This window comes from Bacillus sp. CR71, from assembly GCF_003429245.1.
Classification (GTDB): Bacteria; Bacillota; Bacilli; order Bacillales; family Bacillaceae_G; genus Bacillus_A; species Bacillus_A thuringiensis_S.
Map to the genome: position 1 here is coordinate 2,386,127 of NZ_CP031748.1, position 24,517 is coordinate 2,410,643.

Sequence of the window (24,517 nt, forward strand, 5' to 3'; positions counted from 1 at the left end):
GATTACATGGTAGAGTTTATTCCTTTTTATCGACCGGAAATCAATGATGAAGATATAGATAGGGTAGTTTCTGCCCTTAAATCTGGATGGCTTTCAAAGGGGCCAAAAGTGATAGAGTTTGAAGAGAATTTAAAAGAATATCTGAATACTGAACATGTAGTAAGTTGTAATTCAGGGACTGCCGCATTACATTTAGCATTACTGTCTCTGGGAGTTGGATTAGAAGACGAAGTAATAGTTCCAAGTTTTACTTTTTGTTCAAGTGTAAACGTTATTATGCATGTAGGTGCAAAACCTGTATTTGTAGATATAGATGAAGAGAATTTATGTCTTGATCTTCAAGATGTTAAAAGAAAAATCACTAAAAAAACGAAAGCAATTATTGCAGTTCACTTTGCTGGATATCCGGCTAAATTAAAAGAACTTCAAAAACTATGTAAAGAATACGGACTGTTTTTGATAGAGGATGCAGCGCATGCATTAGGAACAAAATATGATAATACTTTAATTGGTACACATGGAGATGTTATTTGTTTCAGTTTTTATGCCACAAAAAATATAACAACAGGTGAAGGTGGAGCGTTAGTCACTAAAAATGAATCGATTGCTGAAAAAGCTAGATTATATGGTTGGCATGGTATCACCAAAAATGCATGGAATCGTTATGGTGAAGAAGGAAGCTGGCGTTATGATGTTCTATTACCTGGGTTTAAATATAACATGATGGATCTACAAGCTAGTTTGGGTATTAGTCAGTTAAAAAGAGCTGATGAAATGATTGAAAAACGCAAGAGAATAGCTGAAAGGTACCAAGAGGAATTAAAAGAGGTTCAAGAGTATATAACGTTACCTAATTATACTAACAATCTAAGTGTAAAACACGCATGGCATTTATTTGTTATAAAAATTAATTCTAATTCTCCTGTTAGTAGAGATCAGGTAATTCAAGAAATGAAAAAGAGAAACATTGGGCTAAGTGTTCACTTTATTCCTGTTCACATGCATCCGTATTATGAAGAGAGATTTAACGTATATTTACCTAAAACGGAAGAGATATTTAATCAAATTATTTCATTACCACTGTATAGTGCTCTTACAGACAATGAGGTTGAACATATTATAACGTCTTTAAAAAGTCTATATCAATTAAAAATAGGGAGGTAAATATTTATGAAAATTGGGGTTATTGGTGGCAGCGGATTTATTGGTAAGCATGTTACAAAGGAGTTACTAGCAAGGGGGTATGAAGTAGTTATATTTGATAAATTTAAACCAAGTATTGATGTTCCTTTTAAAGAAATTGATATTTTAGATATTGCAACATTAAGAGAAAATCTTATTGATGTCGATGGGGTAATCCATTTAGCTGCATTAGTGGGTGTTGATAATTGCCGTTTAAATGAAGAAGATGTAGTGAGGGTGAACTTTGAAGGCACGAAAAATATTGTACAGGTTTGTAACGAAAATGGCATAGAAAAATTATTGTTTTCTTCCAGTTCGGAGGTATATGGGGATGGAGTGAGTGTTCCGTTTAAAGAAAATGATATTAAAATTCCAAAATCAGCTTATGGAAAAGCTAAATTAATGTCCGAAGATTATTTGAAAGAATACGCTAGTAATAGTTTGAAAATTAGAGTGGTTCGTTATTTTAATGTATACGGTTCACAACAAAATGATAACTTTGTAATTTCTAAGTTTTTAAAACAAGCTCATAGTGGTGAAGATATTACTATTTATGGAGATGGACAGCAAATTAGATGTTTTAGTTATATAAGTGATATTGTTAACGGAACTATAATAGCCTTTGAATATGAAGGAGAAAACTTTGCAGATTTTAATATTGGCAATAACAAACCTATATCTATGGAAGAACTAGCAATAAAAATTAATGAATTAATGGGCAATAAAAGTAAAATTAAATTTCTTGATTTAGGTGAAGAGGGAGTCCGAAATTCTAGCATTGAAATCTTTAGAAGAATCCCTTCAATAGAGAAAGCTAAATTATTTTTAAACTATCAACCAATTATTTCATTAGATAAAGGACTAGAGATAATAATAGGGGAGAAGTATGGAAACACAGTATCTATATCCTAAGAATCCAAAGAAAATTAAGTATCCCATATATTCTTCTCCTTGGAGTATATCTGATCATGTATTTTTTTTGAAAAGTGTATATAGACCTAATGATTCTAAACTTAAAAAAAGTCTTCAAGCTCTTTATCCGGATGCAGAAATTGTATTAACAAATAGCGGTACATCTGCATTAGTAGTTGGTTTAAAGTACTTAAAAGTGGCAAAGGGAGATGAAGTAATTCTATCAAACTTTAATTGTCCTAATGTAATAGAAGCAATATTAACGGTGGGAGCAAAACCTGTATTAATTGATTTAAACACTAATCATTCAATTTCTCTTAATAAAATAAAAAAACATTGGAATGCTAATACAAAGGCAATTATTCTTACGCACTTGTATGGATGTCATGACGATTTAGAAATTATTGACTGGGCTAGAGAAAATAATATTTATATCATCGATGATGCTGCACAAGCAATGTTTTCTTATCAAAATGGAAAGCCAGTTGGTAGTTTAGGCGACATTGGTATTTTAAGTTTTGGGGGAACTAAACCGATCCCAAGTATTGGGGGAGGAGCGTTACTTCTTAATCGTACAATAAGTGAATTATGTGACATGGGTGAAGAAAAGAAGGAAGAAGTAATTTTAGATTATAAGAATCATTTAAAAACACAATTGGCTATAAAAATAAAAAAGAGTAGAGTACTGAGTTTATTTACTAATTATTGGAGGAAATTAGAGATTCTGCCCTCCTATAATAATAGTAAATTAGATTCTTTACCGGAGAAAACGGAAGTTATAAATCCAAAAAGAATGTCTATAGTACGTTCATTGTTAATTGATAAACACCTACAGAAAACAAAGAAGATTTTAGAAATAAATATATGCAACGCTAGTCTGTGTTATACAATGCTGCAGGAAATTGAAGAAAAGTATGGCGTTAAGATTATATTTTCAGCTCAGAATGTTTATTTAAACTATTTTACCATTATATTCAAAGAATCATCTGATAGATATGAGTGTTCTGTACATTTAGCGGAAAAAGGTATACAAACTTGTTGGAATTACTTACCCCTGAGTGAGATCCCTATTTTTTCGAAGTACGCAACTGAGTCAGAAAATATAGATTATTTATGGCCAAGGGTATTATCAATACCTTTTAAATATCCTTTAGTGAATAAGGACCTTAAGTATATATGTAGTCAAATTCTGAAATATTTAGAGAATAAGAATTAAAAGGTGATTATATGGAAATCGAAATATGTACTGACGCCCAATATTGGGATGCCTGTATGGAAGAATACAATGGTTCTGTATTTCATAGTTACGAATGGGGAAAGTTAATGGAATTATTACCTGGTGTTCAATTTTTCCCAGTACTAATAGAAACACGAGATACAGTAGTTTTAACTCCTATGTATGTACAGGATGGTAGGCTTTTGGGAAGTTTAATTGGTTATGGAGGTCCAATAATAATTGGCCAAGATAAAATAGATTTTTCAGTTTATGAATCCATAATAAATAAGAAGTTTGAAAATAAAATTCAAAAGCTTTTATTACCTATAACGATAAATCCTTTTCAAAGTTATAGTAAAGAAAAGTGGGATTATAAAGAAACTTATATGTTAGATCTACCAAATAGGTTTGAGGATTTATGGACATCGTGTTCTGGAAAAGCTAGGACAAGTGTTAGGTATGCACGTAAACAGAATGTTGAAGTTCGTCCTATAACTGTAGCGGAATTAGATGAGTTTTACCAATTATATCAAGAACATAATACAAGTATAGGAGCGAGTTATTCATTTAGTAGAGAGTTTTTTTATCATTTAGTTCTTAATTTGCAAGAAAAAATCCTTTTCTTAGGGGCATTCTTAGAAGAAGAATTAATTAGTTCCAGCATTTTTATAATGGATAAAAAGGTTTTATATTATTGGATTAACATTAACAATACCGAAGGGAAAAATTCACAATCTTCATATTTACTACTAAATGATGCGTTTGAATTAGCAATTCATAATAAATTAAAGTATGCGGATTTAGGATATTCACATAATAAAGGGATTGCTAGACCTAAGATATACTGGGGGGCAGCTTTGAAAAAATGTTTTTGTTTAAAAGAAAGGATTTAAACTATGATTATTAGTGGCCACCAACCAAGTTATTTACCTTGGTATGGTTTTTTTGAAAAAATTCATAAATCAGATGTGTTTGTATTTCATGATATAGCACAATTTGAAAAAAAAGGTTTTTTAAATAGGAATCGTATTAAAACTTCACAAGGAGCGTCTTGGTTAACTGTTCCAATACAAATGAAGAATTATAAAGAAATTCCATTTAATAAGTTAAAGATAGACAATACTCAAGATTGGGAACGGAAGCATTGGAAAGCAATAAGAATTAATTATTCTAATGCACCTTACTTTAATGTATATAAGGATTATTTAGAAAATTTTTATTCGGAAGATTGGATTAATTTAAATGATATGAACATGAATTTTATTCATTTTATTATCCGTGAATTAAACATTGATACGGAACTATATTATGTATCAGATTTAGAGGGGATTACAGGTAAGAAAAGTGATTTTGTATTAGAGTTGTGTCAGAAATTTAATGCCAGTACTTATTATTCTGGAAGTTTAGGGCAAGATTATTTAGACGAAAATGATTTTGAGAATGAAAATATAGAAATTATCTACCAAAGAATAAGGGATTATTCCTACAAGCAATTATTTGGGGAATTTATACCACATTTATCTATTTTAGATATTTTACTAAATTGTGGACCAAAGGAAACAGAAAAATTAATTAAAGGAGTCTAAAATTTTATGAATGTACTTGTATTTGCCGCTCATCCGGATGATGAAATAATTGGTGTTGGTGGAACAATAGCGAAACATGTGAAACAAGGTGATGATGTACATGTTGTAATACTTGCAGAGGGAAAATCTTCTAGAGCTAAAGAATATAAAGAGCTAGATTTAGAGGTTAAGAACTTATCTTATAAAGAAACAGAGGGGGCATGTACTACACTTGGTGTAAAAAGTTTTGCAAGACTAGATTTCCCTGATAATCGTCTTGATACATTACCCTTACTTGATGTAGTGAAAGAGATTGAAAATCACATTAAAAAAATAAATCCTACAATTATTTATACTCAATATGGTGGAGATATAAATATTGATCATACTGTTGTTTACAGAGCAGTAATGACAGCGACACGCCCTCTGCCAGATACTAATATCAAATGGGTATTTGCATATGAAACTTTATCTTCTACAGAGTGGAATTATAATGAAAAAGATAAGTTTCTTCCTAATTATTTTGTGAATATTGAAGATCATTTGGAGGAGAAATTAAGTGCGATGAGACATTATGAATCTGAGTTAAGGGAATTTCCTCATCCACGCTCTATAGAAGCAATGAGACATAACGCATTTGTATGGGGTGCCAAATCTGGATACCAAGCGGCTGAGGCATTTATGTTAGTAAGGGGGACATGGTAGGTGAAGAGAATATGTTAATACCACAGGTCCCGTTCTTTGGTTTAGATAGTAAACAGATTGACTTAAAATGGGTTGAAAAAGGCTATGGATTAGAAGCAAATATTTTTGATGGGACATCTTTATTTGATAACTCATATACAAAAAGGTTTTCTGAGGTCCTGTCTTTTGTTCAAACCCTTAATCCATCCTTGTTAACGCTGCATTTTCCTACTGATAATGCAGACTATCTCAATGATGAATTTATTAAAAAGCAACTATATGAATTTATTAACCTTGCTATAAAGTATAATGCATCAGGTATAACAGTGCATGCTAATCAATTCATGAATGTCGCGGAATTTCAAAACTATAATCTTCTAGATAATAGAAAAAGGATTATAGAGTTCTTTAATATGCTAGATGAGGAAATAAAAGGGACTGATATATGGATTGGCGTTGAAAACCTACCCATTATTGGAAACTTGGGCGATGATTTTGATCCTATATTTATATATCCCGAAGATTTTACTGATTTGGTTAATCTGGAGTTATCTAACGTTGGAATAACATGGGATATATGTCATTGGTCTATAACCTATCTTACACGTTTAGGTATTTCTAAATTATTAAGGCAAGAAGAAATTGAATATAAGGATTTTCATAAGTATTTAAGCTTAATGGATTATATTAAACATTTTCATTTTAGTTCTTTTAAGCATTTAACGATTCCTTATAGTGAGATACGTTGCTATGAGGGAGAGAATCCGGCTAATGGATCTATTGATGAAAGTTTATTACATGAAACTTTATTAAAAGTGAAGAACAATACTTTGGATAAAAACATAGGAATTGTATTTGAGGTTCAGGAAACTGATTATACGAATAGAAAGAGGTCATGGGAGACTCTTAATTGGTTTCATAAAAATATTACTGGTATGCAAACAAAAATGAATTATTTGGAGATATAAAAGGCACTATCGGTTTATTTATTTTTACATGTAACTTGAGTTAGAGATTATTTTAATGAACCTTTTCTTCTAAGTAAGTGTGTTAGGAGGGAAGGTTTTACTATTAATCTTTTTTAATCATAGGGAGGACAAATGAAAAAACTAACTCTTATAAAGAAGCTTATTGTAACTTTTGGGATTTTGTTGCTTTTCCTTTTTAGTAATTTATCTGAGGATGTAATACTAGTACATGCTATGACTAAGAACGACCAAAGTTCTCTCATGTCAGATAAGGTTCGTGCTAGTCGAGCTATTGAACATACACGTTTTCTGTCTGAGAAAATTGGTCCACGTCCAAGTGGGACTAAGGAAGAACATAAAGCAGCTACATACATTGGAGATACATTAAAAAAATTAGGGTATGAAGTTGAGTATCAGGCCTTTCCTGTACCAGATCAATATATTGGGAGTATCTCTTTTAGTGTGTATGGAGAAAAAGAATGGCAAGTTGGAGCAGCATCTAATGCATCTATACCTAAAGATCCTGTCGTAGGGCCGGTAGTTTCTATAGGAAAAGAGAACGATATTAAAAATTCACCTGAGCCAATTCATGGGAAAATAGTATTACTGGAACAAGCTGATACGTATGAGAAATATAATGAACAAGTTGAGTATGCAGTAGAAAAGGGAGCAAAAGCTGTATTGTTATATAGTACGATTGGGGATAGAGGCAACTATGGAGAAGCCTTTAACCCAGTTCTAAAAAAGAAACAATCAATACCTGTATTTGGGCTTGCTTATAATCAGGGAATTAGAATGAAAGATAAAATAGTGCATAATAAAAATATAGTTAGTTTAAAGGCAAAACATGAAATGAATTTGAGTTCATTAAATGTTATTGCGAAAAAAAAGCCCAAATACAAGACAGATAATGAGGATGTAGCAATAATGAGTGCTCATTATGATAGTGTTATCGGAGCACCTGGAGCAAATGACAATGCTTCTGGCGTAGGACTTTTATTAGAGTTAGCATACAATTTTAAAGATATAGAGATTAATAAAGAAATTCAATTCATAGCGTTTGGAGCAGAAGAAAATGAATCCTTAGGTGCTTACCATTATGTTAATCAGTTATCTACAACAGATAAGAAACATATTCTAGGGGTTTTTAATGCAGATATGATAGCGACAAGTTACCAACAGGCTAAGGACTTATATGCAATGACACTAGATGGCTCTCAAAATGAAGTAACAAATACTGCAGTAGCTACTAGTAAAGCATTAGGGAAATCGGTTGTATTAACTGGAAAGTTTGATTCTAGTGATCATGTACCATTTTACGAAGCTGGAATTTCCTCAGCACTATTTATTTGGATGGATGTAGAGAGTTGGAATCCCCTAATTTATCATGTTGAAAAGGTATTCCATACACCTCAAGATACCGTTTTAGAAAATATTTCTCCTCAACGTATGCAGGAGGCACTAGAAATTATAGGGACAAGTTTATATTACTTTATCAAAAGATAGGTTTTTTCGGGGGGGGGGTCAGCATAGCCGACTAAATTTAGATTTTAATAATAATATAGTAAAACTTTTGTTGGGATAAAAATATACTTTGAGCATAGGCGAGGTAACTATATGAGGAGTACATGGAAAGAATTAAAGGGGATGGATCTTAATGTCTGGATCCGCTTTATCGGAGAAGCCTTAAATGGTATTGCAATGATGATGTTAATGCCATTTTTTGCATTATATTTAAAGGATAAAGTGGATTCTCTACTTGAGGTAGGTATAGTTATAGCTTTATCCCCAATTGCGGCGAGTTTTGGTTCATTAATTGGAGGGCATATAGCGGATACTTATGGACGGAAACCAACTATGGTACTCTCTATGGCCAGTAATGGGCTACTAATGCTTGTTTTTTTGTTTATTGATAGTTTTATAGGGTATGCCATTTTATCTATTGGTTTAGGGCTATGTAATTCTTTCTTTGAACCAGCGGCATCTGCAATGGTTACCGATGTAACAGAACCTGAAAAAAGAACTGAGGCATATGGATTACTTAGAATGGCTCATAATATAGGAGCTGCGATAGGCCCTATAATTGGTGCAGCAGTTGTGGTTGTATCAAAAGATGTCATATTTTTGATTACTTCTGGAACCATGCTGTTTTATACAATATTAATGTTATTGTTTCTAAAGGAAACAAAGCCTAAAAATATAATGATACATGAGGAAACACATAAACAGTCAATAAGATTTACGTTAAGAGTTGTTATAAGAGATAGAATATTTCTATTCTATATAGTGACGGGAATTATTATATTTATGGGATTCTCACAATCGGAAGGTATGTTACCACTTCATTTTAGTAATGAGAATACAATGATTTTTGGAAATAGTAATCCATTTCCATATTTAATGACTTTAAATGGCTTATTGGTTGTATGTTTCCAATTTCCTATTTCAAAGTGGTTAACTCACAAACCAATTGGTAAATCAATGCTATATGGTGCTATTCTTTTTGGCGTTGGCCTTTTAGCAATAGGATGGTTACCAAAGTGGTTTCAAGTAATAGACGCAAATGATTTAATTATTCTAGGCTCATTATTAATAGCTTATACAGTTTATACAGTAGGGGAAATGATTATGTCACCTGTCCAAATGACATTCGTCGCTAATATAGCTCCAGAACATTTGAGGGGGACTTATATGGGGGCGGCTAATCTGCAATGGATTACAGGTAATGTATTTGGACCTCTTCTAGGCGGTGTATTACTGGATCAGCTTTTAGGACATATGTTATTTACAATCTTAGGTGTGGGTTGTATTATTTCTGGATTTGTTTACTTACTATTAGATAGACTTATTGAGAATAGAAGTAAACAAATACCTATAAAACAAACATCTTAATTTTAATATTGTTAATGAGTTGAAAATTAAATTTTATGTTTTAAGGATTAAATAAAGTGCACGTTTATTAAGAGTAAACGTGCACTTTATTTATTAGTGTTTAAACTTAATTTATATATAGTGAGTTTTTTAGGTGACGACTTAAGTGTATAAAAGTAATTTGCTACTTTATTTAATTAATTTCAACTAGACTTCTTGTCTTATCAATATGATTAAGTAACATACGATACTCTTCTTCGTACATAGTTACACGTTGTAGAAGGGAATGATTTTCTGTCTCTAAAGTTTTTATTTGACTTTGTAAGTTTGTAAATTCATATGTTTTTTTATAATTTTGTAGAAAGAGAATAATATCATCTAATGTCAAAGATAAAGAGTATGTTTCTTTTTTTGTTGAGAGGGAGAAATATTGTTTCCCACTTCTCGATTTCGTTTTGCTTGTTGTATTTCCTCTTGGTATTGTTTTCTCACGTATGAATTCCAGCGAAATCCACAAGCTGCAGGTGTCCGATTTAGTAGCTTTGCTACTTCCTTGAATGCAGTTAACTGTGTTCCACCGTTACGAATATTCTGGAGTACTGTGGATGCGAGAAGTAAATCGTTATCGTTCGTCCAGGAATCTTGTCTTGAGAGTACCACGTTTTAACCTCCTTTATATGTTTTATAACATTAATCAAATTAAACGTTCTCTTTTCCTTTTGTAAATTTAATATCAATCTCTCATTTTAATCTACTTAGAATAAATCCGTTAATACGTAGATTGCTGATGATGCGTTAGGTGGATTTACTTATATCACCCACCAATTTATTAGTGAAAAATTAATTTCGTTGTACATAATATTATAGGATCTTCTGACAAGAGACAATTACGCTGATATAGCCACTAATAGGAAATAAGAGTACTTTATCTGTTTGTATTTTGGGTTCTGGATAACGATTGTAATATGAGTTTTTAATAGACATTTAGTAGATATTTGTTAATTTAACATCTCTAAATGGAGGCATGTAACTTGAATATAATAGATTAAAAGAGGATATATACTATTGGGGTTAAAAAGAAAACGAAATAGAGAGGATATTTTAGGTTAGGAAAATTTGAATGGAATTGTCATTAAAGATAGGACCTTTCAAAAAGGGAGGATAATTGACAACTGTAGGTACTATGATTAGGAATTTAATTCTAATCATTTTATGTTGAGAAATAAAAAATTATTTTGTAAAAGGCGCGATGGGGTTTTCTTACTGTAACCATTTCTTATTTATCACTAGACAGCTTGATTAATAAGAGAAAAAAGTTGGTGAGATAAAGGGCATCATTCTAATTAGAATGATGCCCTTCTTAATTTTAAATATAATTTAATGAAATACTTTTTCAATTGTGGGCATAACAGCTATTGGTGGTAGGGATTTAGTCCATGCAGCTGCATATACATTTAATTTCTCACCTAATGTGTAGTTTTCACTATCTGAAACAGGAACTCTTAAAATCTTATTTTGAGAAACTAGATTCCACCAATCATGTTGATAAGCAAGAGCTTCATCTTTTGTGGACGTAGCTGCAACTACTAAATAATTGTTCTCTACTGAAATGACATATCCAGTAAAAGGTTCTTGTTCTTGGTTCTGAATAGAATGAACAGGAATATTGTTGGCGGAAATCTTGTTAAAATCTGCAAAGGCCGGTGTTAATCCGAATGTAAATCCACATCCTAGTGTTAAAGCTGTTACCGTTGTTACGAATGTTTGTTTTTTGTTAAACATGATATATCCCCCTTATATTTTATCCTTACACTATCCACTTTCAATTTACATACATATAAAGCCTTTTAATATTAAGATATTTAACAATTCTGTCACAATTATTCCATAAATGTTAATATTATCTATTAATGGGATTGGGTTTATGTTATAATTCACTAGGTGAACTATTATTGTTCATTTCATCTCTTGATGAATGTATGCCCTTCCTTAAGTGTAAAGATGTTCGATTTTATTGGTGAAGAGAGGATATATCCCTCTTCTTTTTTATTAATATGGGACTTTAGGGAATGAACAGAAAAAGAACCCTATGGGGTTCTTTTTCTAGGCATATTAACAGTAAGGAGAGTAATGAAATGCTATTTTCAAATCTTTACAAGGAGAAAAATTTGAAAAAGCTTATCATGTTATTATTTTTACATATATGTAATATAAAGTGAATTGATAATATTTAGACTTACTATTAGTAATATTTAATTAAGATAGTTAGTACTACATTAATAGTGTTAACTATCTTGATTGGTATGGAATGTGATAGAAAGCATAAGTTTGTCGCAAATTTATACTTTCATAATTTGAAGAATATTCTTTATATTGATTTTAAAGAAAATACAAAATTTTTACTAGATGTGAGAAAAAAGAATTGAAAATATCCTTTAAAATAAGATATATTTGGTTCAAAAAATTAGAGGGCACCAATTCATTAAAGCAGTAAAAACGTTTTAATGAATTAGTGTCCTTTTTGTTTTAAAAAGAGAATATATTTTCTCAACAGGACAAATGGTAATCAGCTATAAGTATTAGTTATAAGAATAAAAGGAAAATAGAAATTAATAATAAAGGAGAATGCGAAATGATAACATTAATATCTGAAAAAAATCTAGCTGAAATCCACGAAGACGATGTAGATGTATTAAAAGTAATGGCACATCCTGTTCGATTACAAATTGTAAATGAATTAATGCACCATAAAATGTGTAATGTTACACAGTTAACGGAAATATTAAGAATCCCCCAATCTACTGTTTCACAACATCTATCAAAATTAAGGGGAACCGTACTCCGTTCAGAAAGAAGAGGGTTAGAGATGCATTATTATATAGATAATGCTAAGGCACGTCAGATTGTTGAAATTTTAGGTTTGTAGATTAATAATACATAAAAGGTTTTCTGTTACAAGGCAGGAAACCTTTTTTATATGTATAACTAATTGTGTGATAATATCATACTGTAGAAACTACCTAACAATAATTTAAATTTAACAGCTTGTTTTATCTTGCCATACACAATTTAACACGATATATAGGTATAAACTTACAAAGAAGGGTTTTAATTAGAAATTAGATATAACAATGGATAATGGTAAGTGTATTAAAGAAATTATAGAATTAATGAAATAAAAAATAATCAATAGTTGTTGTAAAGGCATATATTTATAAGAATGTGGCAGGAATGAAATGAACTTTACAGTTACTTTAACTTGGATGAAAAGAGATTTAATAATTGTTTAATAGAGTTCATTACCTAGTAAATACGGAGTTCCTGGGCTTGAAGGGGAGGATATAAAAAGATAATGTGAATAATCCGAAACAAATATGTTTCGGATTAGAGGTTCGAGATTTTATCCATTTTCATTCAACGGTTTGTAAAAGGTAATAAGTTGAATTTTCTGGATTTTAATAAAGGAAATGTATTAGGTTAATCAATAGATACTCCACCAGAGACAATCAGTTTTGTTGGTGCTGGCGTATCTCCACCATTAAACGAAGAGTGTTGTGATACATTTAAACTAATTATGCTACATGCTAATGCACTTACTACTACCATATTTAATACAATTTTCTTAATCTTTTTCATTATTTTAACGCTCCTTTTCTCAAATATTTCTTATCAGCATTATTACTAATATAGAAATATTTGCTTGCCTTAACATGATTATCTGCCTCATAAAATTGGATTGCTAAAATCCCTGCATATTCTTTTACACAATCCCACATTTCCTCTTTTTCAAAATAAGAAATAGCATCAGTAACTACTTTTTCTAGTTTAATTCTAGGTAGTTCTGTGATTAGTTCATTTAAAACTGCGAAACGATGCTTATATTCCTCATTTCCTGATTCATTTGTATACTTCATTCCTTGCTCGATATATGATTTTGCTGTTTCAATGCCTTCTAAATTATAATATGCTCTTGCTAAGACAAATAATGCTTTAAAATGATTCGGTAGGGTATTTATAATTTCAGAACTCTGTCTGATCGCCAATGGAAATAAATCTTGAATATTATATAACCAGCCCAAATTATGACGTACTCTTAATAATAATTGTTCTTCATTATACTTTTTAAAAACATCAATAACCGTATTGAGACATTCTTCAGCTCTTTCAAACTCTCTTAGATCTATACAAGCTAAACCGTATACATTGTCGCATAAGGCAACATTAATTTCATAGCCTACATGATTCTGGTATACTTTTTTTGCCTTTACTACATGTTGAATTGCTTCAAATGGTTGATAAGATTGATAACAGTAAGTTGAAAATCTATACTCAAACTCGGCTTTTTCTACTGCGTCAGGTATATCAATTAAAAGTTCTTCCGCCTTTTCATAGTGTGTTTTCGCTTCAGTATAATTTGCTAAAATTGTAGAATGAATTGCCTTAAAGAAATGATAATAGTAAGCTAAAAATAAAAAATCATCTTTGATAGTAGAGAGTTTTTCTATTTGATTAAAAGAATCTTTTGTAATACTCATTGCATCTACCAAGACCATATATCTAAAATTCAGTAGGGAATAATAGAATGATACATAGTGATCTGCTTTTAGTCCTTTTAAACTTTCTTTTACTTTTAGGTATGTTTGTTTTGCTTCTTTTACATGATATAAACGAATTTCTTCATACCATTCGTGTAATAATCCCATCAATTGCTCATTACTCTTCTCTTGAACATTCATAATATCCCCCTTTTCTATGTAAAGGCTTATTCTGATAATAACAGGAATTAGATACATTAAATTTAACAATGAGTTTTTTTCATAAATATACAGAATATTCAGAATATGGCAGTTACCCACCCTTTGTAATGCGACAAAATATAGCTAAGATAGTACAAATTTCGCTAAGTGATTTTTTGATGCTTAAATGTTTGCTATTGAATATATCGTATAAGAGGTGTCTTAGTACTATGGTAGAAAAGGAGGTAGCTTACATTGCTATTTTTTTGAGAAAATATTGGACTTATTAAGTTTCAAGGAATTCAATATAAGTATACTCATGTCTACTTATATTGAAAAGTGAGCGTTAGTTTATGATAAGTTTTGGGATTAATTTACTAAGGACAATGACAAATTTAAGAACAAGAAGAAAAGTAATGGATGCTAGAATTCTGCAAGCGTTAGGGTAGAATTTAAATTTTTTTTGAAAAAAAGAATTAGCTGAAGGGGATACAGTTGCTCTTCATGTACATTCTCGTACTAATTCTCAAGATAAGGGAGTTGCTATAGTTGATATATTTCGTATCAAGGATGGAAAGATTGTCGAACACTGGGATGTAATTCAAGAGATTCCAAGTGAAGCAGTTAATGATAATACGATGTTTTAGGTAGAAGGATATATAAATTCAGATTTATAATAAAAAACCCCATTTTGATTAACTTTTTTTCAAAATGGAGTCTTTTTATTTTCCATATAAAATTAACAGTACCCTTGATGTATGAGTCACATCATAGTAAAAACTCTTCTATAGGCAAGAAGAGTTTTTTAGTAAGTCTATAGCATTCTGGGAGAAATTAATGTTTTTATTATTAATAATGAAAAATAATTAGGATAAGAAGGGGAAAATAGCATGAAAATGAAAGTAATGATTTTAACAGGCTCAGTACTTGCAGCAACAAATGTTACGGGCAGATACAACTTTTAAAGATGTTCTTACTGATCATCATTTGGTCATATAAAGCATAAAAGAGAAAAATATCGTAGCAGGTTATAGAAATCGTATATATGGTTTCGGTGATAGTATTATACGTGGTTAAGTTGCTAGATTACTTTATCATTTTAGCCAAGATGGTTTTTAAAACATAATCAGTACGATTAAATGGGAGACATGAGTCATTGCTTATCGATGGTAAAGTAGACGTATATAATTTAAAAGGAAACCCATGCAACAATATAAATAATAATTTGTATGTGAACGTAAAAAATACCAAGATGGCCCTGAAGGGGAGGGGGGCTTGGTGTTTTTTAGCTAATATCACGATTTTTAAGTAATTTTCATATTCTGTTAACCGCACTAATATCAAGTTTTTTAATTCAATCGTTTAAATTTCGCAAGTGTATTCTTTATCTCTTTATCTTCCACATATCAGTGGGTAATCTTTGTATAATCTGATCTTATCTCTAAATCACAACTGTTACCCCAGTACCATCAAGTTAAAGTTTCATTTTATTTTGCTAACTTGATGGTGATGTGACGTAACCTTAATTATTTGGAAATTTTAAAAAAGTCCCCTTAGTCATGTTAAAGGGACCTTGATCACGCAAATGATCTGTAAATCAATTCATTTTTGATAGGCAGATCATTTGTATGATAATTTTTGTAAATAATTGCTGAATAGTGAATTTACATAAATGCTTTTAGAAGTTCTTGAATTAATGGGATTGCTCCACCTATAAATTTTAAAACTGCCATTGCGATTTCCATATTATTCTCTCCTCTTTTTTCGTATTAGGATATGATAAATCTTTATAAATTCATTATAGTAAGCGCTTACAATTATTACAATACATTTTCGTATGCAATATTGCATATTTATACATTAGATCTCTATCATTCATTTTTTAATGGTACTATAGCGAGGTGAGAGTCTTTAAGGGTTCTCCTTAATAGGAGGAAATATGGAAAGAGTGCAAGCGATTTACAGTAATCAAAAATTTAAGAGTTGGGTTAAACAGGTATTAGCTGTAGGAGGAGTAATAGGGTGCTGTTATTTGGTGTTATATGTTTTCTGCTTCTTAGTTATCATGTAAATATTATACAACGAAACTAGTAGAGTCTTACCTAGAGAGGTAAGGCTCTTTTATTGTAGTACCTCGAGATGAGCAAACTACATACAATATCTATCAGGTTTTTCAGATTACTTTGTATGGTTCCTTGTTTAGAACAATAATTCCTATCATTGAAATTAAATAAACTTCTATTTAAAAGTTTGAATTTATATTGAAAACAGAATTCTATTGATAAAAAATATGTTTTTACTAGATACATATTAAAAAGACAAGTATAAATTATATTAGATTTTGGCAAAGTCTTTTTGACTTGGAAAAGGATTTAAATATTACTTGTAGATTTGATTCCTTTTTACATACTATAATCCTTATATTGCTACGTAAACATAATACAGTAATAATGATTTAAAAGCAAGAATTTTAGTAGCGGTACGTTCACACATCCATCAACTTAAGATTTTAAAGTAGCTCTTAAACAAAAAACTTCTTTTTTTAATTGATTCATAGTAAACAAGAAAGGTTGGCAAATTAACAACTAAAGAGATTTCTTCAGGTAAGCTAATAAGTAATCTATCAAAAGGTCCTTTACAAAATTTATACATAAGTCAATTATAAGATCATGTAAAATTTAAAATTATGTAAATGTTATACATTTTTGTAAAAGACATTCATTGACACTTGCGTATATAAGTAACTATACTCGTTACATCAAATTGAATGTGTGATAATACGATTTTATTATTATTACAAACATGTAAATATAAAAATAGAAAATCCCAATTTGATAAATACAATGGTAGAGGTGTTTATTTTAATGAAGCACAAATTAATTGCAACAGGTATCCTTGCAGGATCTATATTATCCTATTCTTCTAATATTTTAGCAGATACTCATAAATTCCCTGATGTTCCTGTATGGGCTGATAAATCTGTTAATTATTTAGTTGATAAACAGGTATTGAATGGTTATCCAGATGGAACTTTTGGTTCAAATGACTCATTAGACAGAGCTTCGGCTACAAAAATTATGACAAAAGTTTTAGGGATACAAATTGATCCTAATGCAAAACCATCTTTTACAGATTCACAAAACCACTGGGCGACTCCTTATATTGCTGCTGCTGAAAGAGCTGGTATTGTTAAAGGTGAAGGTAATGGAATCTTCAATCCATCCGGAAAAGTAACTCGCGCTGCTATGGCTACGATGCTAGTAAATGCATATAAACTACAAAACACACCAAATTATAACGAGCAGGTTAGATTTGAAGATTTAAAAGGGCATTGGGGAGAAAAATATGCCAATATTTTAATAGATTTAAAAATTTCTAATGGTACTGAGAACGGTTGGCAACCAAATAGATTTATAACACGTGCTGAAGCTGCTCAACTTACTGCAAAAACAGATATGTTACAACAAAATTCAAACGATGAAAAAGAGATTATTACTGCTACTTCATATGAAGATTTAAATTTAACAGTGGCTTCGAAAATTACAGCTCAAGAGATTGATAGTTTTATTGCGAAATATCATTCGGATAGTCCTTTAGTTGGACATGGGCAAGATTTTATCAATGCGCAAAATCAATATGGCGTGAGTGCTCATTATTTAGCAGCGCATGCGATTTTAGAATCTGGATACGGAAAATCAGAAATCGCATATCAAAAACATAATCTATTCGGTCTACGTGCATATGATGGAGATCCGTTTAAATATGCGAAATATTTACCAAGCTACGGCGATAGCATTGCTTATAACGCTAATTATGTACGAGAAAGATATTTAGAAGAAAGTGGTATGTATTATAACGGGCCAACATTAACTGGCATGAACGTGAAATATGCATCAGATAAAGGTTGGGCTAAGAAAATTGCGGGTATTATGGAACGTATTAAACCGTTTCGTGTAGAAGACTATACATATGCAAAAAAATTACCAAAGAATCCTGAAACATTAGATGTCGACGCATTATCTAATGAAATTCCATATAAAATGTATGCAGACGGTTCAAGCTCAAATGTTGTATCATCAGCTACTTACTATCAGGTACCTTATCCATTTAATTTAAAAATTAAAAGTAGACCAGATGTAGCTGTCGAGGAGAATAAAGTTGGTACAGTAACTTCTGGAACAACCATCTTTATTTATCGTGAAGATCCAAATGGATGGGTAGAATTCTCTTTTGAAGCGAATGGAGAAAAATACTGGACATTAAAAAGTAAATTAAGTATGTAATTAAAAAGATCTATTTCACTACTTTTAATCGATTAGATTATAATCTCATATAATTGAGAGACAATTTTTTTACTTTCTTAAAATAAAGTTATGTATACAAGAAAAGTTAGAGGATTATTTTCTCTAACTTTTCTTCGCTAGTATTTGAAATTAAAAAGATGGTGGAGTTACTCCAAATATAACAGTGACCTTGTTTAAAGAAGTGTTTTCCCATTTATGCTTTGCATAAGGTGGGATTTTAACACTATCACCTGTATTGAGAAGTAAAACCTCATCATTTAGATATAGTTTTACTTGTCCTTCCATAATAAATGCTATTTCTTCCCCTTTATGTGCCACAGGTTCCATAGATGAAGCAGTTTGAGGTAACAGATTCATTAAAGCCAATTCTAGTGATCCATCTAAATTAGGAGATAATAGCTCATACGAAACATTGCCGCTTTCAGGAAAAGTTATTTTTTTTCTTTGGTTAGCTCTTACAACTAATTCTTCTGTACTGGTATCCTCTAAGAAAAAATTAAACAATGGAATATTTAATGCTACAGAAATTAATTTTAGTGTTTGTAATGATGGATTTGTGATTCCTTTCTCAATTTGACTTAACATGGAAGGTGTTATATCAGCTAACTCTGCTAAACGTTTACTGGTTAATCCGGCACCTTTTCTAAATGCCATAATTTTTTGACCAACATTAATATTGTTCATATATGTAATCCCCTTTAAATAAGTAAATAAAATTAAATTATTATTAATTTTATTTACTTATACTTAATATATTGTTAATATATACTTAATTATAATAAATTATGATTAATTTTAAAATATCGTATGTACATATGGCAGCAGCTGCGAAAAAGTGGGAAAAAGATTTACTTAGAAATAAAGGGGCTACTATTTTTGAATATACAGCTGGTTATAGTAAAGCAGTAGAAGAAGGGGGAACATAAGTTAATAAGAATCAAATGTGCTATTTTATTAACGATGAAAAATCAAAGCATGTATTTTAAGGTAATGCAGTAGTTGCTACTCGTCTGAATAATTGATATACAAATAAAAGTTGATGGATCGCATCCTCTATTTGTATATCTACCATGTGGAGTAGGGTTTGGTGGAGCTTCGTTTAGTTTAAAAATTATGGTATGGGATCATGTACATGTAATTTTTGCTGGGCTATCCATTCTTCGTATATGCTAATAGGTATGATGACCGGATTATATGATGGGATTCCCATACAAGATTTTTAATGAAAAGGATTCTAATAAGTAAAGGACAACTTAAGAGTAGACTTCAATGCTGTATTGTAAAATTTTTAAGGAAGTGAAAAAAGTATGAAATCAGCTTTAAATAGTATTATGATCTCCTCGATTTTTGCAGTAGGAGGGATCCTTTCGCTTTTGTTTAATTTAATGGGGAATCAAGATTGGATCTGGAATTGGGTAGGGCTATTACTAGCATATCTATCTTTGGGCATTTTAATCGGTTTATATAATAAAACTGTGGATCACAAAACATTTCCTAAAATACTAAAAAGAACTTTGTTTATTTCCTTTAATGTAACTATATTAGGGATAATAATAGGGGTAACATACCAACTATTAGGAAAGTGGAATCTTACTATAATGATGTATTATTGGCTGATAATTTTATTACTACATTTAATTACTGTAATAACATTAGTCATCCTAGTATTCGAAAACGGTAATAGTAAAAATTACAGCTTACTATATAGTTTTATTATACTTTTAAACATTGTCCTTACCTTAGGACCAGTATTATTTCCAGTAGTTCTAACTATTATAGGAAATGCCATGAACGTTAGTGCAGGGCACTAATTTTCACCTATATAGATTATTAAAATGATTAGTCCAAAATTGAGATTGTTTAAGTTAAAAAACTTAATAAGCTAATAGGATAGTAAAACTAAACGACATAAAGTGGAATGATTTGATAGAAAGAAGATTATAATATGAAAATTAAGCTTAAGAAAAAAAGAATTATAAGTGTATTGTTAGCTATTACATTAGTAGCAATAGGGTATTACATGTTTCAATCTATTACAAATCCTAAGCTGGTAAATGCGGAAGAGGGAAACAGTGTTCAACAAGTGAGCAGTCTACCTAAAAATGAATTAAAAAAACCAATACCTAATCGTTTTGATGGTAAAGAAAGAAAAGTTGCATATTTAACTTTTGATGATGGACCAGGAAAATATACAGCTAACCTATTAGATGTATTAAAGAAAAATGATGTGAAAGCAACATTCTTTTTAATTGGCGATAATGTGAAAAGGTTCCCAGATTTAGTGAAACGAGAGCATGTAGAGAACCATTATGTGGGTATGCATAGTATGACACATGATTTTAAAAATTTATACACCAATCAGGAATATGTGAAGGAAATGAAAGAGGATCAATCTTTAATTAGAAATGTTATTGGAAACTCCCCGAAATTAACACGCCCACCATATGGATCAATGCCTGGATTAAATGAATCACTTCGAAATGAAGTAGTCAGAAATAATTTAAAAGTATGGGATTGGACAATTGACTCTCTAGATTGGAAATATAATAAACTACCTGTGGATGTAGCGGCCGCAAAAATTGTTCAAAATGTCTTAGCAGGTGCGACGTCTTCAAAGGAAATTGTTTTAATGCACGATATTCATCCACAATCTGTTGCGGCAGTTCCAGCAATTATAAAAGGATTAAGAGAAAAAGGGTATGAATTTGAAGCTTATGGTGAGAACAATCATTTTCCAATAAACTTCTGGCATGATAGCCGGATATAAAAGTATTTATGAGTTAAATGAATGGAATAAGAAATTGATATAGGGTTTAAATATATGTAAGAGCGCGTTGATCTAAATATATACCAACACGCTCTTTATTTATTTTTTATTATTTAAATGTAAGTATAGGGTTTTTATCGTATATAAATAATTAAATATCTTTTATTTTTATACAATAAATTACTTAATTGTTATATAAATATTGAATGAATTTAATTGTCGTTTTTAAAAAACAGTAAAATTGGCACAACACTAAACGTAATGGTAGTTATAGCAAGTGTCTCTTGTATCATATTATCTATACTAGGATTTTGGGGCCTTAATAAAGGGGAGCATTGTGAAGTCTTTTAATAGTATGCTGGATAACTTGCAAAAATTAATTGGAGAAGTAAAAAACACAACACAAGAAGTTACTTTTTCTACTGATGGGATGTTACAAGTTACTAAACGAGCATCTCATATATCAAGAGAGGTTGTTCATACTTATATTTGTTATCTATCTTGTCTCTTATTACTTGTATCTTCCAACCACTTAGAAACATATTCTTGCATACGAGATTCTAATGATTGAATCGTTTCATTTGATATAGCAAGTGCTTGATCCGCATACTTATTCGGGAACATGTTGCGCAAAGTAGGTTCATTTTCAGCACCATCTCCTGGTTCACGGTAATCTTCAATGATGTAATCATCGCCATTTTTTGTGACTGTCACACGGACTGGAAGTAAATGTCCTGCTTGAGGAACTGTCTGTGTTTCGCGGTTATATCCTTGCATGAGGGAATGGAGATAGACATACATTTTTTCATCCTTCATCTCAGTTCCATAGATTACATGCGTCTCAAATTGTTTTTTTGTATGATTTAATTTGTCTTGATTCCAGGCAATGATACTTTCTGAAATAAGGGAACCTAGTTTGCTGTTTAGCGGAATCTCCGTTACATCCTTTGCATCATTTTGGACTGAATCACACCCTGTTGTAATGAAAACGAGTGTGATAATGCTTACGGTAATCATTATCTTTCTCAAAATCTTATTTTCATATGTTAATGCAAAACGTCTGCTCATCAATTCACTCCATTTCTCTTCGTGCTAATCATCCACTGACATAAATATTTTATATAACAATAGTAAAATCGTCTTCAAACTAGAAACTTATTCTATCCAAGGGAATATAATACATACTATACCATTCTTACACATAACGGGAGAGACTCTATGAGAAAAGTTATAATGTATTGTGGGATCTTTAGTATGATTCTTTTAAGCGGTTGTATCCGATTCGGAAAAGACACTACAGATACCATTTATCTCATTCCAGAAGCATACGAAGGAGACCTTTTGGTTCTATACAATGTTCCAGGAGCTGAGTTGTTGCCAGAAGAAGATGGGTTTCGTGTTGTTACTTTTTCTGCAGACGGGACCGCAGTAACATCAACACCTAATATGAAATATGGGGAAGTCAACGATACCTATTACACGGTTAACAAGGAAGGAAAGCGCACCAAACTTGACGAAAGCTGCATACGCGTTGGTTCAAATGGAAGCACTACTGAAAACATCGGTGAAGAAAATGAGCATACTTTCTCATACGCGAAATTGGAAGTCACACCTAGTGCATGCTCACAAAGCTTCTCATCATACGGGAGAGAAGTACCAGAAAATCAAGAACATCCTGTAGAGAAGAAACTGAGGGACTTACTGGTGCGTGTAAAAGAGCAGTATATGAAAGTGAAGAGCTAAATTTTAAAATTCTAAAAAGGGTGAATGGATGGATGATGTTAGGGATAGGGCTAATTGTATTAGGCATTTTACTTGTCAGCATAGTATCATACCGAGAAATAAAGAAAGCAGGGGGCGTTACCTGGATTGAAATTCTAGTCTATCCCTTTTTATTATTAATATGCGCGCTACTCGAGCATATTGATTTGCCAGGGTTTTTAATATTTTTAGGTTTGGTATGTATTGTTTTTGGTAGCTGTATGGTCATGGGCGTCAATATTCTATAACATTAAGAGCAAAGCATTTAGTTCAGTTGCTTTTTTATTTTATTTTGTAATTTTTATTTTTAATGTCTATCACACTAGTTACCCAGACATACAGGGTTCCAAGTGCTGGTAAAAAACTTAGCAAGTTGAATGTATTCTCTATAATATAGAATGAAATAAAAATGGAGGAAAAATAAATAGACAATGGAAGAAAAATGTATACGTCACGTTTTAAAGATTTTAAACTTTGCACTTTATTCACCTCAGCTTTTCTGGCATTATGTTTTAAATAAGAACCCGTAAATTTGCAGATTCTCCTGGTGATGATTTTAAAATATGTAACTCAGTTTTAATCATAGAATGTATTGAGTCACTATAAAAATCAAATATTAATTTTCTAAAGAATCCTATACAAACCTTATTGTGTTAGAAATACAGACCTAATTATAACCGTTGTAAATGGATCCAATTAGATTTCGGCCATCCCAGTATCCGCATCATAACTAGTAACACTTCCTGTCATCCCTTTTAAAATACCAACATGGACTGTTGCATCCGCACTAACTGTTACAATTTTCATCACATTCAGCTCCGTTTCGATAATATGCTTTGAATTCCCGCGTGATCATTTATTCGTTAGATAACAAAAACGCACCGTAACCCAGTGCGTTTCAGACAAATATACCTATATGTTTTACTTTGTAATTTGGAAGGAGCCACCATAATAATATGAAGTGTCTATCTTCAGTACTGCTACATATGTACCTGGTGTGTAAACTGTTGTAATAGGTGTTGTGAACCTAGAATAGTAGTGGTGCCCAGCCTCACCTGCAGAAATGGTTTTGTAGCGCTGCAATTCACCTTCTCCGTTCAATCTATAAATCTTTACAACACCCACATCTTTTCCGCCTATATATACCGTCGTATCAAACGTACCACCTTGTTTTAACCTACCAGGGGCTAATTCTTGTATATAGTCCGCATTGTGATGCAATAAGAAATACGTTTGCCATGGCCAATCATCCACAACAGCTGAAGCTTGCTTAATCGTATTTACTTCAGCGCGCGCTTTATCAGGTAGCGTACTGTCTAAAACGATAAAACCCGAAAAGGTTAAGGCACCAATTAAAGCAAATGAACATAATTTTTTCATATTAAATTCCTCCCGTTTATCTGACATTTTCATAGTCTACTTACAGGTATTAGGTTGTCATCCATTAATTGGATTGTTATTATAAAATCAATATATCATTTTCTTTTAATTTAATCAAATTAGAATTTTCTAACAAATTATGAGAATAGATAAAATTCTACCTTTCTCCGT

At 31.2% G+C, this 24,517-nt stretch carries 22 protein-coding genes and 3 pseudogenes; 17 read left to right on the plus strand and 8 right to left on the minus strand.

Annotation, left to right across the window (positions count from 1 at the left end):
• Window positions 1-6: 6 nt before the first annotated feature.
• From DOS87_RS12095 to DOS87_RS12135, 9 genes are all read left to right on the plus strand, one after another.
• Window positions 7-1,164, plus strand: coding sequence for a DegT/DnrJ/EryC1/StrS family aminotransferase (locus tag DOS87_RS12095; RefSeq protein WP_017763167.1), 1,158 nt, complete (start codon window positions 7-9; stop codon window positions 1,162-1,164).
• 6 nt (window positions 1,165-1,170) lie between these two features.
• On the plus strand, window positions 1,171-2,094 hold the full coding sequence (locus tag DOS87_RS12100; RefSeq protein WP_081143205.1) for an NAD-dependent epimerase/dehydratase family protein: 924 nt from the start codon (window positions 1,171-1,173) through the stop codon (window positions 2,092-2,094).
• Window positions 2,069-3,310, plus strand: a complete 1,242-nt coding sequence (locus DOS87_RS12105) for an aminotransferase class V-fold PLP-dependent enzyme (RefSeq protein WP_000449978.1) — start codon at window positions 2,069-2,071, stop codon at window positions 3,308-3,310. The genes DOS87_RS12100 and DOS87_RS12105 overlap by 26 nt, the downstream gene beginning before the upstream one ends.
• Window positions 3,311-3,321: 11 nt before the next feature.
• The gene (locus DOS87_RS12110; protein WP_000401946.1) at window positions 3,322-4,203 is read left to right on the plus strand and encodes a GNAT family N-acetyltransferase; all 882 of its coding nucleotides are present in this window, start codon (window positions 3,322-3,324) and stop codon (window positions 4,201-4,203) included.
• Window positions 4,204-4,206: 3 nt separating this feature from the next.
• Window positions 4,207-4,896: a WbqC family protein gene (locus DOS87_RS12115; protein ID WP_000587149.1), complete on the plus strand. Its 690-nt coding sequence runs from the start codon at window positions 4,207-4,209 to the stop codon at window positions 4,894-4,896.
• 6 nt (window positions 4,897-4,902) lie between these two features.
• The gene (locus DOS87_RS12120; protein WP_001101895.1) at window positions 4,903-5,580 is read left to right on the plus strand and encodes a PIG-L deacetylase family protein; all 678 of its coding nucleotides are present in this window, start codon (window positions 4,903-4,905) and stop codon (window positions 5,578-5,580) included.
• A gap of 11 nt (window positions 5,581-5,591) precedes the next feature.
• Window positions 5,592-6,527: an apurinic/apyrimidinic endonuclease family protein gene (locus DOS87_RS12125; protein WP_003281342.1), complete on the plus strand. Its 936-nt coding sequence runs from the start codon at window positions 5,592-5,594 to the stop codon at window positions 6,525-6,527.
• 132 nt (window positions 6,528-6,659) lie between these two features.
• On the plus strand, window positions 6,660-8,033 hold the full coding sequence (locus DOS87_RS12130) for a M28 family metallopeptidase (RefSeq protein WP_000737099.1): 1,374 nt from the start codon (window positions 6,660-6,662) through the stop codon (window positions 8,031-8,033).
• A 111-nt stretch (window positions 8,034-8,144) separates the two neighbouring features.
• Window positions 8,145-9,419, plus strand: coding sequence for an MDR family MFS transporter (locus tag DOS87_RS12135; protein ID WP_001258009.1), 1,275 nt, complete (start codon window positions 8,145-8,147; stop codon window positions 9,417-9,419).
• 172 nt (window positions 9,420-9,591) lie between these two features.
• Here the strand turns inward: DOS87_RS12135 and DOS87_RS12140 are convergent.
• Both DOS87_RS12140 and DOS87_RS12145 read right to left on the minus strand, forming a co-directional pair.
• Window positions 9,592-10,058, minus strand: a pseudogene (locus tag DOS87_RS12140) (RsfA family transcriptional regulator).
• 717 nt (window positions 10,059-10,775) lie between these two features.
• Window positions 10,776-11,180, minus strand: coding sequence for a DUF3221 domain-containing protein (locus DOS87_RS12145; protein ID WP_000482311.1), 405 nt, complete (start codon window positions 11,178-11,180; stop codon window positions 10,776-10,778).
• An 850-nt stretch (window positions 11,181-12,030) separates the two neighbouring features.
• Here DOS87_RS12145 and DOS87_RS12150 point away from each other — a divergent pair.
• Window positions 12,031-12,324: an ArsR/SmtB family transcription factor gene (locus DOS87_RS12150; protein ID WP_000631350.1), complete on the plus strand. Its 294-nt coding sequence runs from the start codon at window positions 12,031-12,033 to the stop codon at window positions 12,322-12,324.
• A gap of 551 nt (window positions 12,325-12,875) precedes the next feature.
• On the opposite strand, the gene DOS87_RS12155 is transcribed toward DOS87_RS12150, so the two are convergent.
• Window positions 12,876-13,034 carry a Phr family secreted Rap phosphatase inhibitor gene (locus DOS87_RS12155; protein ID WP_000721348.1) on the minus strand — a complete coding sequence of 53 codons (159 nt, stop codon included), beginning with the start codon at window positions 13,032-13,034 and terminating at the stop codon, window positions 12,876-12,878.
• Window positions 13,034-14,134 carry a response regulator aspartate phosphatase gene (locus tag DOS87_RS12160; RefSeq protein WP_001102552.1) on the minus strand — a complete coding sequence of 367 codons (1,101 nt, stop codon included), beginning with the start codon at window positions 14,132-14,134 and terminating at the stop codon, window positions 13,034-13,036. Before DOS87_RS12160 ends, DOS87_RS12155 begins: the two co-directional genes overlap by 1 nt.
• A gap of 467 nt (window positions 14,135-14,601) precedes the next feature.
• On the opposite strand from DOS87_RS12160, the pseudogene DOS87_RS12165 reads away from it, so the two are divergent.
• Window positions 14,602-14,781 (plus strand): annotated as a pseudogene (locus DOS87_RS12165) (ester cyclase); the annotation flags it as partial.
• A 1,017-nt stretch (window positions 14,782-15,798) separates the two neighbouring features.
• Here DOS87_RS12165 and DOS87_RS29875 read toward each other — a convergent pair.
• Window positions 15,799-15,985: pseudogene (locus DOS87_RS29875) on the minus strand (hypothetical protein).
• A gap of 1,013 nt (window positions 15,986-16,998) precedes the next feature.
• On the opposite strand from DOS87_RS29875, the gene DOS87_RS12170 reads away from it, so the two are divergent.
• Window positions 16,999-18,417 carry an S-layer homology domain-containing protein gene (locus DOS87_RS12170; protein WP_000680992.1) on the plus strand — a complete coding sequence of 473 codons (1,419 nt, stop codon included), beginning with the start codon at window positions 16,999-17,001 and terminating at the stop codon, window positions 18,415-18,417.
• A gap of 150 nt (window positions 18,418-18,567) precedes the next feature.
• Here DOS87_RS12170 and DOS87_RS12175 read toward each other — a convergent pair whose 3' ends face one another.
• Window positions 18,568-19,122, minus strand: coding sequence for a helix-turn-helix domain-containing protein (locus DOS87_RS12175; RefSeq protein WP_001059815.1), 555 nt, complete (start codon window positions 19,120-19,122; stop codon window positions 18,568-18,570).
• A gap of 101 nt (window positions 19,123-19,223) precedes the next feature.
• Here DOS87_RS12175 and DOS87_RS12180 point away from each other — a divergent pair, with 101 nt between their 5' ends.
• From DOS87_RS12180 to DOS87_RS12190, 3 genes are all read left to right on the plus strand, one after another.
• The gene (locus tag DOS87_RS12180) at window positions 19,224-19,364 is read left to right on the plus strand and encodes a hypothetical protein (protein WP_003260087.1); all 141 of its coding nucleotides are present in this window, start codon (window positions 19,224-19,226) and stop codon (window positions 19,362-19,364) included.
• 381 nt (window positions 19,365-19,745) lie between these two features.
• On the plus strand, window positions 19,746-20,249 hold the full coding sequence (locus DOS87_RS12185) for a DUF3902 family protein (protein ID WP_000833542.1): 504 nt from the start codon (window positions 19,746-19,748) through the stop codon (window positions 20,247-20,249).
• A 134-nt stretch (window positions 20,250-20,383) separates the two neighbouring features.
• A complete protein-coding gene (locus DOS87_RS12190) occupies window positions 20,384-21,205 on the plus strand; it encodes a peptidoglycan-N-acetylglucosamine deacetylase (RefSeq protein ID WP_000694595.1) in 822 nt (273 codons plus the stop codon).
• 492 nt (window positions 21,206-21,697) lie between these two features.
• On the opposite strand, the gene DOS87_RS12195 is transcribed toward DOS87_RS12190, so the two are convergent.
• Entirely contained in the window at window positions 21,698-22,273 is a 576-nt protein-coding gene (locus DOS87_RS12195) for a hypothetical protein (RefSeq protein WP_000091045.1), read from the minus strand.
• Between the two features lie 150 nt (window positions 22,274-22,423).
• On the opposite strand from DOS87_RS12195, the gene DOS87_RS12200 reads away from it, so the two are divergent.
• Window positions 22,424-22,948: a DUF6843 domain-containing protein gene (locus DOS87_RS12200; RefSeq protein ID WP_001233342.1), complete on the plus strand. Its 525-nt coding sequence runs from the start codon at window positions 22,424-22,426 to the stop codon at window positions 22,946-22,948.
• A gap of 32 nt (window positions 22,949-22,980) precedes the next feature.
• Window positions 22,981-23,214: a hypothetical protein gene (locus DOS87_RS12205; protein ID WP_000979114.1), complete on the plus strand. Its 234-nt coding sequence runs from the start codon at window positions 22,981-22,983 to the stop codon at window positions 23,212-23,214.
• A gap of 673 nt (window positions 23,215-23,887) precedes the next feature.
• On the opposite strand, the gene DOS87_RS12210 is transcribed toward DOS87_RS12205, so the two are convergent.
• Entirely contained in the window at window positions 23,888-24,346 is a 459-nt protein-coding gene (locus DOS87_RS12210) for a DUF5065 family protein (protein ID WP_000732058.1), read from the minus strand.
• Between the last annotated feature and the right edge of the window lie 171 nt (window positions 24,347-24,517).

Bases quoted from the DNA above. Each gene is read 5' to 3' on its own strand.
- DOS87_RS12115 (WP_000587149.1), top strand. From the start codon at position 4,207: ATGATTATTAGTGGCCACCAACCAAGTTATTTACCTTGGTATGGTTTT.
- DOS87_RS12170 (WP_000680992.1), top strand. From the start codon at position 16,999: ATGAAGCACAAATTAATTGCAACAGGTATCCTTGCAGGATCTATATTA.
- DOS87_RS12160 (WP_001102552.1), bottom strand. From the start codon at position 14,134: ATGAATGTTCAAGAGAAGAGTAATGAGCAATTGATGGGATTATTACAC.
- DOS87_RS12105 (WP_000449978.1), top strand. From the start codon at position 2,069: ATGGAAACACAGTATCTATATCCTAAGAATCCAAAGAAAATTAAGTAT.
- DOS87_RS12205 (WP_000979114.1), top strand. From the start codon at position 22,981: ATGATGTTAGGGATAGGGCTAATTGTATTAGGCATTTTACTTGTCAGC.
- DOS87_RS12095 (WP_017763167.1), top strand. From the start codon at position 7: ATGGTAGAGTTTATTCCTTTTTATCGACCGGAAATCAATGATGAAGAT.
- DOS87_RS12100 (WP_081143205.1), top strand. From the start codon at position 1,171: ATGAAAATTGGGGTTATTGGTGGCAGCGGATTTATTGGTAAGCATGTT.
- DOS87_RS12110 (WP_000401946.1), top strand. From the start codon at position 3,322: ATGGAAATCGAAATATGTACTGACGCCCAATATTGGGATGCCTGTATG.
- DOS87_RS12125 (WP_003281342.1), top strand. From the start codon at position 5,592: ATGTTAATACCACAGGTCCCGTTCTTTGGTTTAGATAGTAAACAGATT.
- DOS87_RS12135 (WP_001258009.1), top strand. From the start codon at position 8,145: ATGAGGAGTACATGGAAAGAATTAAAGGGGATGGATCTTAATGTCTGG.
- DOS87_RS12130 (WP_000737099.1), top strand. From the start codon at position 6,660: ATGAAAAAACTAACTCTTATAAAGAAGCTTATTGTAACTTTTGGGATT.
- DOS87_RS12180 (WP_003260087.1), top strand. From the start codon at position 19,224: ATGATTAATTTTAAAATATCGTATGTACATATGGCAGCAGCTGCGAAA.
- DOS87_RS12150 (WP_000631350.1), top strand. From the start codon at position 12,031: ATGATAACATTAATATCTGAAAAAAATCTAGCTGAAATCCACGAAGAC.
- DOS87_RS12120 (WP_001101895.1), top strand. From the start codon at position 4,903: ATGAATGTACTTGTATTTGCCGCTCATCCGGATGATGAAATAATTGGT.
- DOS87_RS12195 (WP_000091045.1), bottom strand. From the start codon at position 22,273: ATGAGCAGACGTTTTGCATTAACATATGAAAATAAGATTTTGAGAAAG.
- DOS87_RS12175 (WP_001059815.1), bottom strand. From the start codon at position 19,122: ATGAACAATATTAATGTTGGTCAAAAAATTATGGCATTTAGAAAAGGT.
- DOS87_RS12190 (WP_000694595.1), top strand. From the start codon at position 20,384: ATGAAAATTAAGCTTAAGAAAAAAAGAATTATAAGTGTATTGTTAGCT.
- DOS87_RS12185 (WP_000833542.1), top strand. From the start codon at position 19,746: ATGAAATCAGCTTTAAATAGTATTATGATCTCCTCGATTTTTGCAGTA.
- DOS87_RS12145 (WP_000482311.1), bottom strand. From the start codon at position 11,180: ATGTTTAACAAAAAACAAACATTCGTAACAACGGTAACAGCTTTAACA.
- DOS87_RS12210 (WP_000732058.1), bottom strand. From the start codon at position 24,346: ATGAAAAAATTATGTTCATTTGCTTTAATTGGTGCCTTAACCTTTTCG.
- DOS87_RS12200 (WP_001233342.1), top strand. From the start codon at position 22,424: ATGAGAAAAGTTATAATGTATTGTGGGATCTTTAGTATGATTCTTTTA.
- DOS87_RS12155 (WP_000721348.1), bottom strand. From the start codon at position 13,034: ATGAAAAAGATTAAGAAAATTGTATTAAATATGGTAGTAGTAAGTGCA.